Here is a 17,389-nt window from a genome sequence, read left to right as displayed (position 1 = left end):
CCGTAGCCCCACCACCGAGCGAGGGAGAGAACGCATGCACGCCGCATCCGCCGGCGCACCACCGACCCGTCGCGCGGTCCTGCGCGCGGCCTTCACCGCGGCGGTCCTCGCCGGGACCGCCGCGGCCCTGGCGCCCGTCCTGCGCGCCCGCCGCCCCCGGCAGACCGTCAGCCCCGCGCCGCTCGCGGAGGAGACCTACCGCGGCCGGCACATCCAGGTCACCGCGGCCGGGGTCCGCATCGACGGCCGGCCCCTGCACGTGATGCGCCGCGCCGACGGCAGCTACCTGAGCGGGATCAACCACTTCCAGTCGTACGGGACCCCGCTGGAGCTCGCCCGCGCCGCCGTCGACGAGCTCGGCACGACGCAGCTTGCCCTCGCCGCCCCGCACCACGGCTGACGCACGGAAGGCGAGGAGCCCTGCGTTGTACACCCGGCAGAACCAGCGGAACCTGACCAGCAGCCAGAAGCGGCGGTTCACCGCCGCCGTGCTGGAGCTCAAGCGGACCGGCGCGTACGACGAGCTGGTGCGCATGCACGACAGGTACTTCGTGCCCGACCGCGGCAGCAAGCTCCGCGTCGGCCACATGTCCCCGTCCTTCTTCCCCTGGCACCGGCGCTACCTGCTGGAGTTCGAGCGGCTCCTGCGGGGCGTCGACCCGGGCGTGAGCATCCCGTACTGGGACTGGACCACGGACAACAGCCCCGCCTCCTCCCTGTGGGCGGAGGACTTCCTCGGCGGCACCGGCCGCGAGGGCGACCGCCAGGTCACGACCGGCCCGTACGCCCACCGGTCGGGCAACTGGGAGATCAAGGTCGGCTTCACCGAGGCCCGCTTCCTCACCCGCAACCTGGGCCGGCCGCAGAACCCGATCACCCTGCCCACCCGGGCGGAACTCCAGTGGGCCCTGGACGACCCGGTGTACGACACCGCGCCCTGGAACTCCACGGCCCGCGAGGGCGGGTTCCGCAACAAGCTGGAGGGCTGGGCCGCCCCCAGGTCCGAGCGCTGGCGCAACCACAACAAGGTGCACCAGTGGATCGGCGGGCACATGACGGGCGGCACCGCGCCCAACGACCCCGCGTTCTGGCTGCACCACGCCTTCGTCGACCTGCTCTGGGACCGCTGGCAGCGGCAGCACCCGCGGTCCGGCTACCTGCCGGCCGCGCCGCTGCAGCCGGGCGACCTCCAGCGGGGGCGCGTGATCTCCCTGGACGAGCCCATGCCCCCGTGGAACGTGACACCGCGCGAGATGCTGGACCACCGGAAGCTCTACCGCTACGAATGACCGCACCGACGCGAGGAGGCCCCCGCCGAAACGGCGGGGGCCTCCAGCGGCCGGATCAACCGGCCGGACGGCCGGTCAGTGGCCGTAGCCCTCGGTGTGCTGCTCGCCACCGGACTGGTTGATGCAGGTGTTGCCGAACGCCGGGTTCAGCAGGGCGATGACGTTCACCGTGTTCCCGCACACGTTGACCGGGACGTGAACCGGAACCTGGATGAGGTTGCCGGACAGGACACCGGGGGAGCCGACCGCCGCACCGTGCGCTCCGGCATCGGCGACGGCCAGCCCGGCACCGGCGGCCAGGGCGCTACCGGCGGCAGCGGTGACGGCGACTGCCTTCGCGATACGCGACATCAAGATCTCCTCGTGAGGTGTGGGCGCCGCAGGGGACTGCGGCATTCGACATGGCGTACAACGCGGCCGGGGCCCCGTGGTCACGGCCGCTGGGCCGTCGCGGTGACATCGAAGCGGACGGAGTCGAAGTACGGCGTGATCTGGCCGCCGGCACCGGGCCGCAGGACCTCGACCGGCGTGCCCGCGCAGCCCGGCCGGGGGTAGAGGTACGCGGTCCCCGAGGTGTTGTTGGTGACGCCGCGGGCCCCGCCGCCCCGGGCCTCCACACAGCCCTCGGGAGCCGTCAGGCCGTGGACCCGGTCGTCCCGGCCGACGTACTGGAAGTCCGGCTGTCCGGCGGCGGCCAGCGCCGGAGCCCCGGCGGCGAGCAGCAGCAGGGGGGCCGGGGCGCAGGCCCGGACGAGGGAGCGGGCGGGGCGGGCGGTGATCGGCCCGCGCGGGAAGGGCATGGATGGCATGCCGGTCCAACCCGGTCCGGCCCCGGCCGGGTCACGCCTTGTCACCCCCTGTACGGGTGTGCGACCGTGCCCCGGAGGGCGCACGGCCGACGCCCGGACGCGGACCGGCCGACCCGGGACGGCGCCCGCGCCGGTTCGACGAGAGGGACGCCATGAGCACTGCGGGCGCCACCACCCGCCCCCGGGCCGCCACCGCCTGCGGCGCCGTCGAAGGCCGCCACGGGCCCGGCGGCACCGCCGCCTTCCTCGGCATCCCCTATGCCGCGCCGCCCGTCGGGATCCTGCGGTTCGCCGCGCCCCGGCCGCCGCGGCCCTGGAGGGGCGTCCGCGACGCCGGCGCATACGGCCCGACCGCCCCGAAGGCCCCCTACTCGCCGACCTTCGCCGCGCTCCTCGCCGACCCGGTCGTCCCCGGCGACGACTGCCTCAACCTCAACGTCTGGACGCCCTCCCCTGACCCCGGGGCGAAGCTGCCCGTCATGGTGTGGCTGCACGGCGGGGCCCTGACCCGCGGCTCCTCCGCCGTCCCCGTCTACGACGGCACCGCCTTCGCCCGCGACGGCGTCGTCCTCGTCTCCGCGAACTACCGGCTGGGCGTCCTCGGCTACGGGCTGTTCCCCGACGCCCCGGCCAACCGCGGCCTCCTCGACCAGATCGCCGCCCTCGCCTGGGTCGCGGAGAACATCGAGGCCTTCGGCGGCGACCCGGCCCGCGTCACCGTCTTCGGCCAGTCCGCCGGCGCCATCAGCACCGGCGCCCTGCTCGCCGCGCCCCCGGCCGCCGGACTGTTCGCGCAGGCCGCCCTGCAGAGCGGCGCCCCCGAGGTCCTCCCACGCGAGCGGGTACGGGCCCTCGTCCGGCGCATGGCCGCCCTGCTCAGGGTGCCCGCGACGGCCGCCGCCTTCGCTGCCGTGCCCCTGCCCGGGCTGCTCGCCGCGCAGGAGGCCGCCTCCCGCCGCTCCGGCCCGCTCGCCGGCGGCCCCGCCCTCGGCCTCGTCGCCGACCCGGCCACCCTGCCCGAGGACCCCCTGCCGGCCGCGGCCCGCTCCGGCGTCCCCCTCCTGCTCGGCTGGACCAGCGACGAGTACCGGCTGTGGCTGGCGCCCACCGGCGCCATGCGGCTGCTGGACCGCCTGGGGCCGCTCGCCGTCGCGCTGGCCCGGGCCCGCAGCGGCAAGGACCGCGCCGCCCTGCGGACGCTGCGCACCGCCCTGCCCGGGGCGAGCCCCGCCGCGTACGCCGGCCAGCTGCTGACCGACCACCGGCTGCGCGACCCGCTGCGCCGGCTCGCCGGGGCGCCCCGCCCGGCGCCGTCCTTCGTGTACGAGTTCGCCTGGCAGTCCGGCATCCCCGGCCTCGGCGCCTGCCACGCCCTCGAACTGGGCTTCGTCTTCGACACCCTCGCGGTGCCGGAGGCGTCCTGGCTGGCCGGGCCGGACGCCCCCCAGGAGCTCGCCGACCGGATGCACGCCGCCTGGGTCCGCTTCGCCCGCACCGGCGACCCCGGCTGGCCCGCCTGGGACGGCGGCGGCCCGCCGACGGTGTTCGGCGGGCCGGGGCGGGAGCGGGAGGGGGACCCGGCGCCTACTCCACCGGTCCTTCCATGACCTTGCTGATGAACTGGATCGGACCTTCGCCCATGCTCGGGACGTAGGTCTTCGCGTTGTGCTTCCCGTTCGGGATCACCCGCATGCTGGTGTGGACGGGGCCCTTGCCGTAGGTCGCGATCCACTTCTCCACATCCGGCAGCGTCTTCTTGTTGTTCTCGCTGTCGCCCACCTGGAACGCCAGGTAGACGTCCGGGCCCTTCCTGTCGATCAGGCCCCTGGCCAGCACGCCCGGGTCGTTCGCGGCCTTCTCCTGGTCGTGCCCCTTCCACAGCGGGGAGTCGGGCACCACGTCCGGGCCGGAGCAGATCGCGGCCTTGAACCTGTCCGGGTGCTTCAGGACCGCCTTCAGGCTCGCGAAGCCGCCGGTGGAGGAGCCCATGAACGCCCAGCCGTCACGGGATCGGACCGTGCGGAAATTCGCCTTCATCAGGTCCGGGACGTCCTCGGTGAGCCATGTCCCCATCCTGGGCTGGCCGGGTATGTCGGAGCCGTCCCAGTAGATGCCCTTCTCGTCCCCGGAGGGGTTGAGCACCGGCATGGCCAGCAGGAACGGCTTGCTCCTGCCCTCGGCGGACCACTTCGCGATGCTCGTCTGGAGGCCCAGGTCGGTGCCCATCCAGTAGTTGTTCGGGTAGCCGGCGCCGCCCGGGAGGGCGATCAGCACGGGGAAGCCGCTCCTGGCGTACTTGGGGTCGTCGTACTCCTTGGGCGCCCACACCCAGACCTTGCCCTTGAAGCCCGACTTCTTGCCGTCCAGGGTGGTCACGGCAACGTGCGTGCCGTCGGGCAGCGTCATCGCATTCTTGAAATCGGCCGCCGGGCCGGTCGGCATCAGGGCCTTCGAGCCGGCGTTCTGCGCGCCGCCCGCCTGCCCTGCGCCGCCGCGGGCGGGGGCGCCGAAGGAGACGCTCTTCCCCTTGTCGGTGAAGGGGGGTATCTCGAAGTGGTACATGGCGCCGGAGGCGATGCCGGCGAGGGCCAGGACGGCGGCACCGACGGCGAGCCACCGCCGGCCGCGGCGCGGCCGGCGGCCGGGTTCCGGTTCCGGTTCGGGGTCCGCGTATCGCGGGTACTGGCCGTCGGGTGAGTACGACATGTGCGGTGGCTCTCCGGCTTGTGCTGCCCCGTCGGGGGTCGGTCATCGCGTTCTGACCGAAGGATGATCGTATGGCTCGGCCAGTTCCGGTTTTTTCCAGTTCTTGGGCCGGCCTGGGGCTGAGCCTTGCCGAACGAGCCGCCCCCGGCCGCACGGGCGGCCGGGGGCGGGAGCCGTCCTGCAGGAGCGTTACGCCGGAACGAGCGCCCTGCGCCTGCGCCGCCGCGGGGCCCGCGCCGAGAGCCGCAGCTCGATGACCGCCCGCACGGCCGGCCACTCCTCGTCGAGGACCGAGTAGAACGCGGTGCTGCGCACCGCCCCGTCGAGGCCGCGCGAATGCGCCCGGCGGACGCCCTCGGGCGTGAACCCGAGCCGTTCCATCGCCGCCCGCGAGCGCACGTTGCGGGCGTCCGCGCGCAGCGAGATCCGCCGTACGCCCCAGGTCTCGAAGGCGTGGCGCAGCATGAGCAGCTTCGCCTCGGTGTTGATGCCCGTGCCCTGGGCGCCGGGGGACAGCCAGGTGTTGCCGATCTCCGCGGCGTCGGGGATCGCCGTCAGCGGATCCCCGAAGGGGACGCCCGGCACCGCGGGCCACACCAGCGGCCCCTGCCAGTAGTCCAGGTCGAGGAACCGGGTGGAGCCGACGACGAGGCCGTCCGAGGCTCTGACCACCGCGAACGGGAGCGATCGGCCGGCCGCCTGATCGGCGAGGGCGCGGTCGATGTACTCGTGGGACGCCTGCACACCGTGGGGTACGGGGGTGAAGGCGTAAGTCGTACGATCCTCGGCCCCTGCCAGGGCCAAGGCCTCGGCGTGGTGCGGGGCGAGGGGCTCGAGCCGCACGGTGCGGCCGGCGAGGAGTACGGGTACGGGCACGGAGCCTTCGGTCCTTCTGGGCGGTGGGGTGGTTGCACAGTCTGCGCGCCTGGAGTCACCCCCCGCGCAAAACGCGGGTGAAAGGCAACGGGCTGTCAGGTGAAGCGCGAGTGCCTCAATGTAGCTCCTCGGAGAGCTCTCATGAACCCCCAAAATGGCAACGCCGCGGCCATGTTTTCCGGCGTGTCCGCGCCGCGCGCCCGCAAGGCTCTGACCTGCGGCGATGTACCAAGATCGAGGGCGGTCCGGTGTGATGTGCCGCGCCGCCCGCCCGGTCGGCCGGGCCGTGCTCCCCGGCCGGTCCCGCCGCACGCCCGCGCGGGCTCCCGCCGGCTCCCGCGAGCCGGCGCGCAACGAGCCCTCGCCGGCCTGCGGAACGGCGGTCCGGGGCCCCGATTGGCCCGCCGAAAGCATGGTCGATTGGCCTCCTCGGGCGGGCCATCCCGCTGCTGCAATGAGGTGGTGACACCACGCATCCTGCCCCCGCCCGGCATTCCGCGCCGCCTTGCGGCCGCCCAGCTGGCCAACTCGGTCGGTGACGGCGCCTACTACGTCTGCTCGGCTCTGTTCTTCACCGTGGTGGTCGGTCTGCCGCCCGCCCGGATCGGCCTGGGCCTGACCCTCGCCTGGGCGGTCGGCTCGGTCGCCGGCGTCCCGCTGGGGGCGCTCGCCGACCGGCGGGGGCCGCGCGGCACCTCCGTGCTGCTGGCCGCGGCCACCGCCGCGGGCGTCGCCTCCTTCCTGTTCGTCCGCTCGTACGGCGCCTTCCTGGTCGCCGCCGTCTGCTACGCCACCGCGCAGTGCGGGCTGGCGGCCGCCCGGCAGGCCCTGCTCGCCGGGCTCGTCCCCGCAGGGGAGCGGACGCGGGTGATGGCACACCTCCAGTCGGTCCTCAATGCCGGGCTCGCGGTCGGGGCCGCGCTCGGCGGGATCGCCCTCGCCGCCGGCACGGAGCGGGCCTACCTGGCGGTGTTCGCCCTGGACGCGCTGGGCTTCCTCGTGTGCGCTGCGGTGCTGCTGCGGCTGCCCGCACCGGCGGCGCCGCGCCGCAGGGCGGGGGAGCCGCGGCCGGCGGTGCTGCGGGACCGGCCGTACGCGGTGGCCGCCCTGCTGAACGCCGTCCTGCTCCTGCGGATGCCGCTGCTGAGCCTCGCGGTCCCGCTGTGGACCGTCGAGCGGACCAGCGCCCCCGGCTGGCTGGTTTCTGTGCTGTTCGTGCTCAACACCGGCGCCGTCATGCTGTTCCAGGTGCGCAGGGCCGAACCGGTGTCCGACCTGGCCGCCGCGGCCCGCGCCGTGCGGCTCTCCGGCCTGGGCGCGGCCGCATCCTGCGCCGTGTTCGCCCTGTCCGGGTCGGCCGGGCCCGCGTGGGCGGCCGCGGCGCTGCTCGTGGCGGGCGCCGCGCTCCAGGCCGACGCGGAGATGCGGCAGTCCGCCGGCTCCTGGCAGATCGGCTTCTCCCTCGCGCCTGCGGACCGGATCGGCCGGTACCAGGGGTTCTTCGGGACCGGTGTGCCCCTCGCCCGGTCCGCGGGCCCCGTGGTCGTGACCTCCCTGGTCCTGCTCTGGGGCGTCCCCGGCTGGTTCCTGCTGGGCGGGCTGCTCCTGGCGGCCTCGTACGCGATGGGCCCGGTGGTCCGGTGGGCGGAGCGCAGCCGTCCGGGCGCGGGGCGGGCGGCGCCTGCGACCGGTGCGCCGGCGGCGGGCGGGACGGGCCCTGCGGGTGCGCCGGTCGCGCCCTGAGATCATCTGCGGCATGGAGATGGACGACGTACTGCGCCGGCTGGCGGCCGTGGGGCCGTTCTTCACGGTGTCCGGCGGGGCGCGGCCGCCCGCGGAGGGGTTCCGGCCGCTGGCCGGGCTCTACGGGGAGCGGCTCGGCCCGTACGTGGCCGAGGTCGGCCGGCGCATCGGCAGCGGGCCCGGCCGCGTGGCCGCGTCGACCGCCCAGTTCGGGATCGCCTCGCGGCTGTGGTCCCTCGGCCTGGGGTGCGCCGTCCTGGGAGGCCGGGTTCCGGACCTGGGGCCGGACCGGCTGTGGTGGCGGGTCCCCGAGGGCGGATCGCTGGAGCTGTGGCTGCCCGCGCCCGGCGAGGGGGCCCGGCCGGCCGCGGACCTCGGGCCGGCCGTTCTGGCGCACCTGGAGGTCCTGGATGCGGCGCTGCGGGAGCGGTACCGGATCTCGCCGCAGGTGCTGCGCGGGAACACGGCGTCCGGGCTGGTCGGGGCGGTGCGGGTGCTGCTCGGCCGGGTGCCGGACGGCGGTCCGGCCACGGCGCTGGCGGCCGGGCTGCTGGCCGACGGCGGCGCACTCGGCGGGACGGGCGCCTTCGTCCACGAGGAGGGGCTCGGGGTGGCCTTCGTGCGGCGCAGCTGCTGCCTGTACTACCGGACGCAGGGCGGCGGCCTGTGCGGGGACTGCGTGCTGCGGACCCGGTAGGGGCGGCGGCCGCCGGAGACGGGTGCGGGCCGCCAGGGGGCGGTTGCCCGCACCCTGGTGGCCCGCTGCGGCGTGGCGGTACGTCCGGAAGGCTCAGAAGGTGAGGTTCCAGGCGTCGATCCGGCCGGTGTCGCCGCGGTAGTTGTCGTTCACCCGCAGCTTCCAGGTGCCGGCGGCCGCCTCGGAGGAGGCGTTGACGGTGTACACGGTGTCGATGTTGTCGGCGCTGCCGCCGGCGCGGTTGTGCAGCGTGTAGATGCTGCCGTCCGGTGCGATCAGGTCGACCTTCAGGTCGCCGATGTAGGTGTGGACGATCTTCACGCCCACCTTGAGGGTGGCGGGGGCGTTGCCGGTGACACCGGTGACGGTGATCGGGCTCTCGACGGTGGTGTGGTCGCCGATGGCGAAGTCGCCGAGGTTCTCGAAGAACCTGCCGGGCGGCGGGGTGGCGCCGACCGCCTTCAGCGCGTCGACCTGGCCCTCGCCGAAGAAGCCGTTGTTGGCGGTGGTGCCGGTGCAGCGGCTGTCCGACGGGCAGGCGATGTCGTTGGCCTGGAGGGCCAGCTTCTCGCGGATCTGCGCGGGGGTGATGCCGGGGTTGGTGCTGGCGATCAGCGCGGCGACGCCGGCCACGTGCGGCGAGGCCATCGAGGTGCCGCTCATGGAGGCGTACTTGCCGCCGGGGACCGTGGAGTAGACGTTGCTGCCCGGGGCGGAGACGTCGATGATGCCGCGGCCGAAGTTGGAGAAGGACGCCTTGGTGGTGCCCTCGCCGTTGGCGGCGACCGTCACGACGCCCGGCAGCTCGGTCGGGATGTCGAGGCAGGCGTTGGTGATGGTGCGGGTCACCGGGGTGGAGTCGTTCGGGCTGGCGGTGTCGACCGTCTTGTTGGCGAGGTCGTAGTTCTCGTTGCCCGCTGCGGCGACCTGGAGCGAGCCCTTGCGCTCGGCGTACTCCTGGGCGCGCCGGACGCCCTCGATGATGGCGGCCTGGTCGGCGTTGTCCGGGCAGTTGAACTGCCACGGGTCCGTGTAATAGCTGTTGTTGGTGACCTTGAAGCCGTGGTCGCCGGACCACATGAAGCCGCAGATCGTGTTCTCGGGGAAGAACAGCGAGGAGCCCGGCTCCGCGATGCGGACGGAGGAGATCTTCACGCCCGGGGCCACGCCGACGACGCCCTTGCCGTTCTTGGCGGCGGCGACCGTGCCGGCGACGTGCGTGCCGTGGTTGCCGACGTCGCGCCAGGCGCCGGCGCGGGTGTCGGGCTTGCCGTACGCGCAGGAGACCGAGTCGGCGGCGTTGAAGTTCGGCGCCAGGTCCTGGTGCTGGTCGTCGACGCCGGTGTCGAGGATGCCGACCTTGACCGAGGCCGAGCCGGTGGTGACGGCCCAGGCCTGGTCCGCCTTGATCTGGCTCATGTCGGCGCGGACCGGCTCGCCGGTCGGGGTCGTCGACTGCGACGGGTTGGCGGGCAGCGCCGGGTTGTAGGCGTCGGCCGGGACGTCCGAGGTGCGGGTGGCGCCGACCTGCTGGACGCCGGTGACGCCGCGCATCGCGCCGGCGAAGTTCGCCGACGCCGAGTGGGCGACGATGACGCCGATGGCGGCGTAGTCCGAGAAGACGGTGCCGCCGTTCGCGGCGACTGCCGCGCGGACGGACGGGTTGTCACCGGGAGCGGTGATCACGAGGTAGGCGCGGGTGCCGGCAGCCCAGGTCGCACTCTGGGAAGCCGGGGCCGCGGCAGGGGCCTTGGCGGCGGCGAACGGGGCGGCCGGCACGACCGGCAGGGTGCCGGCGAGGGCCGAGGGAGCTCCGAGGGCGAGCGCCGCGCCGAGGGTGGCCGCCAGAACGAGGGCACGTCGGGGTCGGCTGGATATGTGGGGTATCAATGCGTCCTCCGAGGACCCGGTGGTGCGGAACGCAGTTACCGGGCCGTACGAAACGAGTGGTGGACGCAAGATGTCAGACGCGTGCCCCCGGGCGGAAGTAAGTTTCAGCACAGCCGACTTGCCGGGCCGATGGCCGAAATTGATCGGTGGGGAACCGGTCGAGCCGGCCGGGCTGGGCACCGTGGGGGCGAGCCCTGCCCGGCCGGCTCGCGGCCGGCGCACCGGTTATGCCGGTACGCCCGTCTTGTCGCCGACCGAGGGGCCGGGCACGGCGGGGGCTTCCGCGCCGTGGCCGTCGTCGGTCAGCGTGGTCTCGTCGAAGGCCAGGTGCCCGGAGAGGACCTCGCGGGCCCGCTCGCGGTCGAACTCCTTCGTCCAGGTCCCGATCAGCACGGTCGCCACCGCGTTGCCCGCGAAGTTGGTCAGGGCCCGCGCCTCGCTCATGAAGCGGTCGATGCCCACGATCAGGCCGACGCCGTCGACCAGTTCCGGCCGGTGCGACTGCAGTCCGCCCGCCAGCGTCGCCAGTCCGGCCCCGGTCACGCCGGCCGCGCCCTTGGAAGCCACGATCATGAACAGCAGCAGGGAGACCTGCTCGCCGAGGGCGAGCGGCTCGCCCATCGCCTCCGCGACGAACAGGGAGGCCATCGTCAGGTAGATGGCGGTCCCGTCCAGGTTGAAGGAGTAGCCCGTGGGCACCGTGATGCCGACGACCGGCTTCGACACGCCCAGGTGCTCCATCTTCGCGATCAGCCGCGGCAGCGCCGACTCCGAGGAGGACGTCGACAGGATGAGCAGGAACTCCCGGCCGAGGTAGCGCAGCAGCCCGAAGACGCTGATGCCGGTGCACAGCCGCAGCAGGCCGCCGAGCACGACGAAGACGAACAGCAGGCAGGTCGTGTAGAAGCCGATCATGATGACGGCCAGCGACTTCAGTGCGTCGATGCCGGTCGCCCCGACCACCGCGGCGATCGCGCCGAACGCACCCACCGGCGCCACCCACATGATCATCGCCAGGATCCGGAACACCAGCTTCTGGACATGGCCGATGCCGCGGAGCACCGGCTCGCCCGCCGCGCCCATGGCCTGGAGCGCGAACCCGCACAACAGGGCCACCAGCAGCGTCTGGAGCACCTCCCCGCCGGTGAAGGCGGACACCAGCGTCGTCGGCACGATGCCGAGCAGGAACTCCTGGGTGCTCTCCGCCCCGCCCGCCTTCGCCTGCGCCTCGCCGGCGTGCCGGACCGCCTCCGTCAGCTGCAGGCCGCTGCCGGGCTCCAGCAGGTTCCCGACGACCAGCCCGATCGCCAGGGCGACCGTCGACATGGCCGTGAAGTAGCCGAGGGCGAGGCCGCCCACGGCCCCCACCTTCGCCGCCTTGCGCACCGACCCGATACCGAGCACGATCGTGCAGAAGATCACCGGTGAGATCATCATCTTGATGAGGTTCACGAAGCCGGTGCCCAGCGGCTTCAGCTCGACGGCCGCGCCCGGGGCGGCGAAGCCGACGGCGATGCCGAGCAGCACCGCCGCTATCACGGCGATGTACAGGTAGTGGGTCTTGTCGCGTCTGGCGGCCACGTTCGCCTCCTGGTGGTGAAAGTCGTCCCGCCAGACCATCGCCCACCCCTGTGACCCCGGTCACCCTTGCGTTCATTGAGTTCACGGGCCGGTGCACACTGAGCGCCATGTTCCGGTTCCCCCGCCCGCCGCGCAGCCTCGCCGGCCAGCTGTTCGCCATGCAGGTGCTGCTGGTCGCCGTGGTGGTCGCGGGCTGCGCGGTCTTCGCCTACGCCACGGCACACGGCCAGGCAGAGGATGCCGCACGGCGCCAGGCCGGGGCCGTCGCCCGCGCCGTCGCCGACTCGCCGTCCGTCCTGGAGGCGGTACGCCGGGCCGGCCGCGGCACCGACCCCTCGGCCGCGCTCCAGCCGTACGCGGAGCGGGTGCGCGCCGACTCCGGCGTCGACTTCGTGACGATCATGGCCCCCGACGGGCGCCGCTGGACCCACCGCAACCCGCAGCGCATAGGCGAGCCGTTCATGGGCAACACCGCGCCCGCCCTGCGCGGCGAGACCTTCAGCGAGACGTACACCGGCACGCTCGGCCCCTCGATCCGCGTGGTCACCCCGCTTGCGGACGACGGCCGGATCGTCGGCCTGGTCGCCGCGGGCATCACGGTCCGCGCCGTCAGCGACCGGCTCGCCGCCCAGCTGTCCGCCCTGGCCTGGGTCGCCGCCGGCGCGCTCGGCCTCGGCGCGGTCGGCACGTACGTCGTCAACGCCCGGCTGCGCCGGCACACGCACGGCATGAACGCCGCCGAGCTCAGCCGCGTGTACGACTACCACCAGGCGGCCCTGCACGCCGTCCGGGAAGGGCTGCTGATGCTCGACGGGCGCCGCCGGATCACCCTGATCAACGACGCCGCCCGGGAACTGCTCGGCCTGTCCGCAGACGTCCGCGGCACCGCCGTCGCCGACCTGGGGCTGCCCCCGCCGCTGACGGGGGCCCTGCTCGCGGACCGGCCGCGCGTGGACGAGGTGCACCTGACGGCGGAGCGGGTGCTGGTCGTCAACAGCTCGCCCGTCGCCGGCGGCGGCCGCCGCGGCACCGTGGTGACCCTCCGCGACCATACCGAACTCCAGTCGCTGACTGGTGAGTTGGACCGGGAGCGCGGGTTCACGCAGGCCCTTCGCGGACAGGCACACGAGGCGGCCAACCGCCTGCACACCGTCGTCTCCCTGATCGAGCTCGGCCGCGCGGACGAGGCCGTGGAGTTCGCCACGGCCGAGCTGGAGCTGGCGCAGGCCCTCACCGACGAGGTGGTCACCGCGGTCGGCGAACCGGTCCTGGTGGCGCTGCTGCTCGGCAAGGCGGCGCAGGCGCACGAGCGGGGGGTGGAGCTGGTGGTCACCCCGGACAGCCGCGCCTTCGGGGGGACGGGAACCGGAGCGCCCGGCGGCGGGCGCCCGGCCGGCGGGCCGCCCGGCGTCCCGCCCCGCGACCTCGTCACCGTCCTCGGCAATCTCGTCGACAACGCCGTCGACGCCGTGACCGGCGTACCCGGCGCCCGCATCGAGGTCACGGTGCGCCCCGACGGCGACTCGCTCCTGCTCCGCGTCGCCGACAACGGCCCCGGGCTCCCGGAGGGCGCCGCCGCCGACGTGTTCCGGCACGGCTGGTCGGGCAAGGGGGAGGGGCGGGGCCTCGGGCTCGCCCTGGTCCGGCAGGTCGCCCACCGGCACGGCGGGACCGCCGAGGCCGCCGGATCCCCGGGCGGCGGAGCCCGGTTCACCGTACGACTGCCGATACGGAAGGAGCAGCCGGCATGACCGCGAGCGGACCGGCCGAGGGCCCCCGCGCCGGGGCGGCTGCGGGGCGCCCGGCCGAGGTGCGGGTCCTGGTGGTCGAGGACGACCCCGTCGCCGCCGACGCGCATGCGCTGTACGTCGGCAGGGTGCCGGGCTTCACCGCCGTCGGCACCGCCCACTCCCTGGCCGAGGCCACCCGGGTCCTGGAGCGGACCCGCGTCGACCTGCTGCTGCTCGACCTGGGCCTGCCCGACGGCCACGGGCTGCGCTTCGCGCGCGGACTGCGCGCCGCGGGGCATCCGGTCGACGTGATCGCGGTGACCTCGGCGCGGGACCTGGCGGTGGTCCGCGAGAGCGTCTCGCTGGGTGTCGTCCAGTACGTGCTGAAGCCGTTCGCCTTCCCGACGCTGCGCGAACGGCTGCTGCGGTACGCCGAGTTCCGCTCGACGGCGGGGGAGGCGGCCGGCCAGGACGACGTGGACCGGGCGCTCGCCGCCCTGCGCACCCCGCTCCCCGCCGAGCTGCCCAAGGGGCTCAGCGCGCCGACCCTGGACCGGGTCGCCGCGCTGCTGCGGGCGGCCCCCGAGGGCATGACCGCGGCCGGGGCGGCGGGGGCGGCGGGGATCTCGCGGATCACGGCCCGCCGCTACCTGGAGCACCTGGTGGACACCGGCCGCGCCGACCGCACCCCTCGGTACGGCCAGGTGGGCCGCCCCGAGCTGCACTACCGCTGGCTCGCCGCGGCGGCCGGTTCGGTGTCGAAGGTGTAGAACTTCCGGTGGTCCAGCATGTCCGCCGGAGTGACGTCGTTCCACGGCCGCATGGTGTCGTTCAGGTCCACCACGTTGGACGTGCCGGCGGCGGGCAGGTACGTCGACTGCGGGTGGCGGGCCTGCCATTCGGCCCACAGCTTGTCGACGAAGGCGTGGTGCATCCAGAACACCGGGTCGTTGGGGGAGACGCCGGTGGCCATCTGCCCGCCGACCCAGACGTGCACCCTGTTGTGCAGGTTGGCGCCGCGCCAGCCCTCCAGGTGGTTGCGGAAGCCGTTCGAGGCGCTGTTCCACGGGGCCATGTCGTACACCGGCATGGCCAGGACCGCGTCGACCTCGGCCTTGGTGGGCAGCTCGGCGACGCTCGCGCCGAGGGAGCGGCGCAGGTACGCGCGGCCGTCGACGCGCACGTTGACCGGGAACTTGCCGGCGGAGTACGCGAACGGGCCGTCCATGACCTGGCCGTCGCGGGCGCGGCCGGTGCCGCCCAGGAAGTCCGCGGCCCAGAGGGAGGAGCGGGAGGTCCGGTCGGCGGTCCAGTCCCAGTACGGGAGCGCCACCGAGGCGTCGGCCTTCTGTAGCTCGGCCTCGAACTCCAGCAGGAACCGGCGGTGCCAGGGCAGGAAGGAGGGGGAGCGGTGGCCGACGCGGTCGCCGGAGTCGGTGTCGCTCATGATGAAGCCGTTGTGCGTGGTGACGAACCGGTCGTAGACGCCGGTGCGCTTCAGTTCCAGCACCGCGTTCGTGAACGCGCGCTTCTCCTCGGAGGTCAGCGAGGCCTGGTTCTTGCGGACGGTCATGCCGTGCCTCCCATGGGCGAGAACGGGGCGAGGACGGCGCCCTGGAGTTCGCGCACGGCGGCGCGGGCGAGCGACAGCGGGTCGGCGAAGGTCTCGTAGTGGTTGACCACGCTGATCCAGGTGCCGTCGGCGTTGCGCATGACGTGCAGTTCGCGGCCGTCTATGCGGACGGTGGGCAGGCCCGAGTGGCCGCCCCCGTGGTGCCCGCCGTGGTGCCCGCCGGAGGCGGAGGCGGGGGTGATGCGGATGCGGCGGCCCTGGTACACCTCGTCGACCGTGCCGGAGCGGGTGGCGGCGGCGCGGGAGTCGGTGGCGGCCGCGTGCGCGGTGGCGCCGGCTATGCCGAGGGCGGCGAGAGCGCCGGCGGTGGTGCCCATGGCCTGCCGGCGAGTGATCTTGTTCATGGGCCGAAGAGGTACCAGTGGCCGAACGACCACTCGCTGTTATCAGGACATGAGTGGATAAGTTGCTTATAGAACCATTTGGCCGATCTTCCCGTCCGGACGGGGGAGGATCTGCGTCGATGCGAAAGATTCTGTGGAAATCATCTTACTGGACAGTAATTTCTGCGGTTGCTCCCCGTGGTCTATGGAGGGGCTCACACCGCCGAGACGACCGGAACTCGAAGCCGGATAAATAACGGTCTGTCACCTATAGTCCGAACATGGCTCTGCACAAGACGAAGGACGTCAGCGGCGGCGACACCGGGACCGACGTCTTCACCACCGCCCTCAGCGGCCGCGTCCTCCCCAAATACCGCATGCCGGACGAGCATTCGACCTCGGAGGCGGTCTACGCCCTGCTCCACAACGAGCTCCTCCTCGACGGCAACGCCGCCCAGAACCTGGCCACCTTCTGCACCACCTGGTCCGACGACGGCGTCCACCGCCTGATGAACGAGTGCCTCGACAAGAACATGGTCGACAAGGACGAGTACCCGCAGACCGCGGAGATCGAGGCCCGCTGCGTCAACATCCTCGCCGACCTGTGGCACGCCCCGGCCGAGCACGGCCCCGCCACCGGCTGCTCCACCACCGGCTCCAGCGAGGCCGCCATGCTCGGCGGACTCGCCCTCAAATGGCGCTGGCGGGCCCGCCGCCGCGCCCAGGGCCTGCCGGCCGACCGGCCCAACCTGGTGTGCGGGCCCGTCCAGGTCTGCTGGGAGAAGTTCGCCCGCTACTTCGACGTCGAACTGCGCCAGGTCCCGCTGGAGGAGGACGCCACGGGCCTGCGGCCCCACCAGCTCGCGGAGTACGTCGACGAGAACACCATCGGCGTCGTCGCCATCCTCGGCGTCACCTACACCTGCGACTACGAGCCCGTCGCCGACATCGCGGCCGCCCTCGACGCGATCCAGCAGGAGCACGGCTGGGACGTCCCGATCCACGTCGACGGCGCGAGCGGCGGGCTCGTCGCCCCCTTCCTCCACCCCGACGTCGTCTGGGACTTCGCGATCCCCCGTGTCGCCTCCATCAACACCTCCGGCCACAAGTACGGGCTCGCGCCCCTCGGCGTCGGCTGGGTCGTCTGGCGCACGGCGGACCTCCTGCCCGCCGAGCTCGTCTTCGACGTCGACTACCTGGGCGGCGACATGCCGACCTTCGCCCTGAACTTCTCCCGGCCCGGCGGCGAGGTCATCGCCCAGTACTACCTCTTCCTCCGGCTCGGCCGCAGCGGTTACCGCAGCATCCACCAGTCCTGCGCGGACACCGCCCGCCGCCTCGCCGGCGAGATCGCCGAGATGGGCCCCTTCACCCTGCTCTACGACGGCCAGGGAGCCCTCCCCGCCGTCTCCTACCGGCTCACCGACCCCGCGGCCGCCGGCTTCACCCTCTACGACCTCTCCGACCGGCTGCGGATGCGCGGCTGGCAGGTCCCCGCGTACCCGCTGCCCGCCCGCCGCGACGACACCGTCATCCAGCGCGTCCTGATCCGCCACGGTGTGACCCTGGACCAGATCGCCCTCCTCGCCGAGGACATGCGCCGCGCACTGGACCACCTCCGGGAGGCGCCCCCGACCCAGCCCGCCACGGCCCCCCGCTCCGGCTTCCACCACTGACGGCCCGCGCCGGGGAGGGGCCGCCGGCGTGCGCGCCGAACCGCAGCCGCCCCGCGTGCGTCCCTGCTACGGGCTGCTGTCCGGATACGGGGTCCTGCTCAGCGCGGTGTGCCTGCTGACCGGCTGGGAGCGCGGCCGGGACCTCGCCGTGATCGGCGGCTGCCACCTCCTCGGGCTCGCGTTCGAGTACGTGAAGGCGGCCCTGGGCCCCTGGTCCTACCCCGAGCCCGCGCTGCTGAAGTTCGGCGGCGTCCCGCTCTGCGGCGGCTTCCTCTACGCGGCCGTCGGCAGCTGCGTCTGCGCCGTGTGGCTGCTGCTGCGGCTGGAGCTCAGCGGCTGCCGCCCGGCCGCGACCGCGCCGGCCGCGGGCGCCCTCCACGTGAACTTCCTCAGCCACCACTGGCTGCCCGACCTGCGCCGCCCGCCGGCCGGGCTG

Annotated in this window: 16 protein-coding genes and 1 pseudogene; 9 read left to right on the top strand and 8 right to left on the bottom strand. The window is 73.9% G+C overall.

Going from position 1 to position 17,389, the window contains the following annotated elements; all coding sequences use genetic code 11:
* Positions 1-34: 34 nt before the first annotated feature.
* Both MUK52_RS02155 and MUK52_RS02150 read left to right on the top strand, forming a co-directional pair.
* Positions 35-400: a tyrosinase family oxidase copper chaperone gene (locus MUK52_RS02155; protein WP_114055517.1), complete on the top strand. Its 366-nt coding sequence runs from the start codon at positions 35-37 to the stop codon at positions 398-400.
* Positions 401-425: 25 nt separating this feature from the next.
* Positions 426-1,289 carry a tyrosinase family protein gene (locus tag MUK52_RS02150; RefSeq protein WP_284574340.1) on the top strand — a complete coding sequence of 288 codons (864 nt, stop codon included), beginning with the start codon at positions 426-428 and terminating at the stop codon, positions 1,287-1,289.
* A 75-nt stretch (positions 1,290-1,364) separates the two neighbouring features.
* On the opposite strand, the gene MUK52_RS02145 is transcribed toward MUK52_RS02150, so the two are convergent.
* On the bottom strand, positions 1,365-1,640 hold the full coding sequence (locus MUK52_RS02145; protein ID WP_114055519.1) for a chaplin: 276 nt from the start codon (positions 1,638-1,640) through the stop codon (positions 1,365-1,367).
* Between the two features lie 80 nt (positions 1,641-1,720).
* Complete coding sequence (locus MUK52_RS02140; RefSeq protein ID WP_114055520.1) at positions 1,721-2,089, bottom strand: hypothetical protein; 369 nt, start codon at positions 2,087-2,089, stop codon at positions 1,721-1,723.
* Between the two features lie 161 nt (positions 2,090-2,250).
* On the opposite strand from MUK52_RS02140, the gene MUK52_RS02135 reads away from it, so the two are divergent.
* Positions 2,251-3,705, top strand: coding sequence for a carboxylesterase/lipase family protein (locus MUK52_RS02135; RefSeq protein ID WP_114055521.1), 1,455 nt, complete (start codon positions 2,251-2,253; stop codon positions 3,703-3,705).
* Here MUK52_RS02135 and MUK52_RS02130 read toward each other — a convergent pair.
* Positions 3,683-4,804, bottom strand: a complete 1,122-nt coding sequence (locus tag MUK52_RS02130) for an alpha/beta hydrolase (protein WP_114055522.1) — start codon at positions 4,802-4,804, stop codon at positions 3,683-3,685. The genes MUK52_RS02135 and MUK52_RS02130 overlap by 23 nt on opposite strands.
* 189 nt (positions 4,805-4,993) lie before the next feature.
* A complete protein-coding gene (locus MUK52_RS02125; RefSeq protein ID WP_114055523.1) occupies positions 4,994-5,680 on the bottom strand; it encodes a GNAT family N-acetyltransferase in 687 nt (228 codons plus the stop codon).
* Between the two features lie 462 nt (positions 5,681-6,142).
* Here MUK52_RS02125 and MUK52_RS02120 point away from each other — a divergent pair, with 462 nt between their 5' ends.
* Together MUK52_RS02120 and MUK52_RS02115 are read left to right on the top strand one after the other, a co-directional pair.
* The gene (locus MUK52_RS02120) at positions 6,143-7,423 is read left to right on the top strand and encodes an MFS transporter (RefSeq protein ID WP_284574339.1); all 1,281 of its coding nucleotides are present in this window, start codon (positions 6,143-6,145) and stop codon (positions 7,421-7,423) included.
* Positions 7,424-7,436: 13 nt separating this feature from the next.
* Positions 7,437-8,120 carry a (2Fe-2S)-binding protein gene (locus MUK52_RS02115; RefSeq protein ID WP_114058652.1) on the top strand — a complete coding sequence of 228 codons (684 nt, stop codon included), beginning with the start codon at positions 7,437-7,439 and terminating at the stop codon, positions 8,118-8,120.
* A 93-nt stretch (positions 8,121-8,213) separates the two neighbouring features.
* Here the strand turns inward: MUK52_RS02115 and MUK52_RS02110 are convergent, their stop codons facing one another.
* Together MUK52_RS02110 and MUK52_RS02105 are read right to left on the bottom strand one after the other, a co-directional pair.
* Positions 8,214-10,010, bottom strand: a complete 1,797-nt coding sequence (locus tag MUK52_RS02110) for a S8 family peptidase (RefSeq protein WP_284574338.1) — start codon at positions 10,008-10,010, stop codon at positions 8,214-8,216.
* Positions 10,011-10,235: 225 nt separating this feature from the next.
* Positions 10,236-11,630 carry a cation:dicarboxylate symporter family transporter gene (locus MUK52_RS02105; protein WP_284574336.1) on the bottom strand — a complete coding sequence of 465 codons (1,395 nt, stop codon included), beginning with the start codon at positions 11,628-11,630 and terminating at the stop codon, positions 10,236-10,238.
* Positions 11,631-11,698: 68 nt separating this feature from the next.
* On the opposite strand from MUK52_RS02105, the gene MUK52_RS02100 reads away from it, so the two are divergent.
* Both MUK52_RS02100 and MUK52_RS02095 read left to right on the top strand, forming a co-directional pair.
* Complete coding sequence (locus MUK52_RS02100) at positions 11,699-13,342, top strand: sensor histidine kinase (protein ID WP_284574335.1); 1,644 nt, start codon at positions 11,699-11,701, stop codon at positions 13,340-13,342.
* Positions 13,339-14,091, top strand: a complete 753-nt coding sequence (locus MUK52_RS02095; RefSeq protein ID WP_114055527.1) for a response regulator — start codon at positions 13,339-13,341, stop codon at positions 14,089-14,091. Before MUK52_RS02100 ends, MUK52_RS02095 begins: the two co-directional genes overlap by 4 nt.
* On the opposite strand, the gene melC2 is transcribed toward MUK52_RS02095, so the two are convergent.
* Both melC2 and melC1 read right to left on the bottom strand, forming a co-directional pair.
* A complete protein-coding gene (melC2, locus tag MUK52_RS02090) occupies positions 14,046-14,894 on the bottom strand; it encodes a tyrosinase MelC2 (protein ID WP_114055528.1) in 849 nt (282 codons plus the stop codon). The two genes, MUK52_RS02095 and melC2, sit on opposite strands and share 46 nt — an antisense overlap.
* The gene (gene melC1 / locus MUK52_RS02085; protein ID WP_114055529.1) at positions 14,891-15,298 is read right to left on the bottom strand and encodes an apotyrosinase chaperone MelC1; all 408 of its coding nucleotides are present in this window, start codon (positions 15,296-15,298) and stop codon (positions 14,891-14,893) included. Before melC1 ends, melC2 begins: the two co-directional genes overlap by 4 nt.
* Before the next feature lie 260 nt (positions 15,299-15,558).
* Between melC1 and gad the strand changes: the two genes are divergently transcribed.
* On the top strand, positions 15,559-16,953 hold the full coding sequence (gene gad, locus MUK52_RS02080; RefSeq protein WP_284574331.1) for a glutamate decarboxylase: 1,395 nt from the start codon (positions 15,559-15,561) through the stop codon (positions 16,951-16,953).
* 28 nt (positions 16,954-16,981) lie between these two features.
* Positions 16,982-17,383: pseudogene (locus tag MUK52_RS02075) on the top strand (DUF817 family protein); the annotation flags it as partial.
* Positions 17,384-17,389: the final 6 nt, after the last annotated feature.

Origin of the sequence: Streptomyces sp. 2P-4, assembly GCF_030167965.1 — a bacterium.
Classification (GTDB): domain Bacteria; phylum Actinomycetota; class Actinomycetes; order Streptomycetales; family Streptomycetaceae; genus Streptomyces; species Streptomyces globosus_A.
This window is presented reverse-complemented; position numbering and strand designations above follow the sequence as displayed.

Excerpts from the sequence above, each read along its gene's own strand:
- MUK52_RS02145 (WP_114055519.1), bottom strand. The coding sequence starts at position 1,640 with ATGTCGCGTATCGCGAAGGCAGTCGCCGTCACCGCTGCCGCCGGTAGC.
- MUK52_RS02100 (WP_284574335.1), top strand. The coding sequence starts at position 11,699 with ATGTTCCGGTTCCCCCGCCCGCCGCGCAGCCTCGCCGGCCAGCTGTTC.
- MUK52_RS02095 (WP_114055527.1), top strand. The coding sequence starts at position 13,339 with ATGACCGCGAGCGGACCGGCCGAGGGCCCCCGCGCCGGGGCGGCTGCG.
- melC2 (WP_114055528.1), bottom strand. The coding sequence starts at position 14,894 with ATGACCGTCCGCAAGAACCAGGCCTCGCTGACCTCCGAGGAGAAGCGC.
- MUK52_RS02130 (WP_114055522.1), bottom strand. The coding sequence starts at position 4,804 with ATGTCGTACTCACCCGACGGCCAGTACCCGCGATACGCGGACCCCGAA.
- melC1 (WP_114055529.1), bottom strand. The coding sequence starts at position 15,298 with ATGAACAAGATCACTCGCCGGCAGGCCATGGGCACCACCGCCGGCGCT.
- MUK52_RS02115 (WP_114058652.1), top strand. The coding sequence starts at position 7,437 with ATGGAGATGGACGACGTACTGCGCCGGCTGGCGGCCGTGGGGCCGTTC.
- MUK52_RS02155 (WP_114055517.1), top strand. The coding sequence starts at position 35 with ATGCACGCCGCATCCGCCGGCGCACCACCGACCCGTCGCGCGGTCCTG.
- MUK52_RS02105 (WP_284574336.1), bottom strand. The coding sequence starts at position 11,630 with ATGGTCTGGCGGGACGACTTTCACCACCAGGAGGCGAACGTGGCCGCC.
- gad (WP_284574331.1), top strand. The coding sequence starts at position 15,559 with ATGGCTCTGCACAAGACGAAGGACGTCAGCGGCGGCGACACCGGGACC.
- MUK52_RS02140 (WP_114055520.1), bottom strand. The coding sequence starts at position 2,089 with ATGCCCTTCCCGCGCGGGCCGATCACCGCCCGCCCCGCCCGCTCCCTC.
- MUK52_RS02135 (WP_114055521.1), top strand. The coding sequence starts at position 2,251 with ATGAGCACTGCGGGCGCCACCACCCGCCCCCGGGCCGCCACCGCCTGC.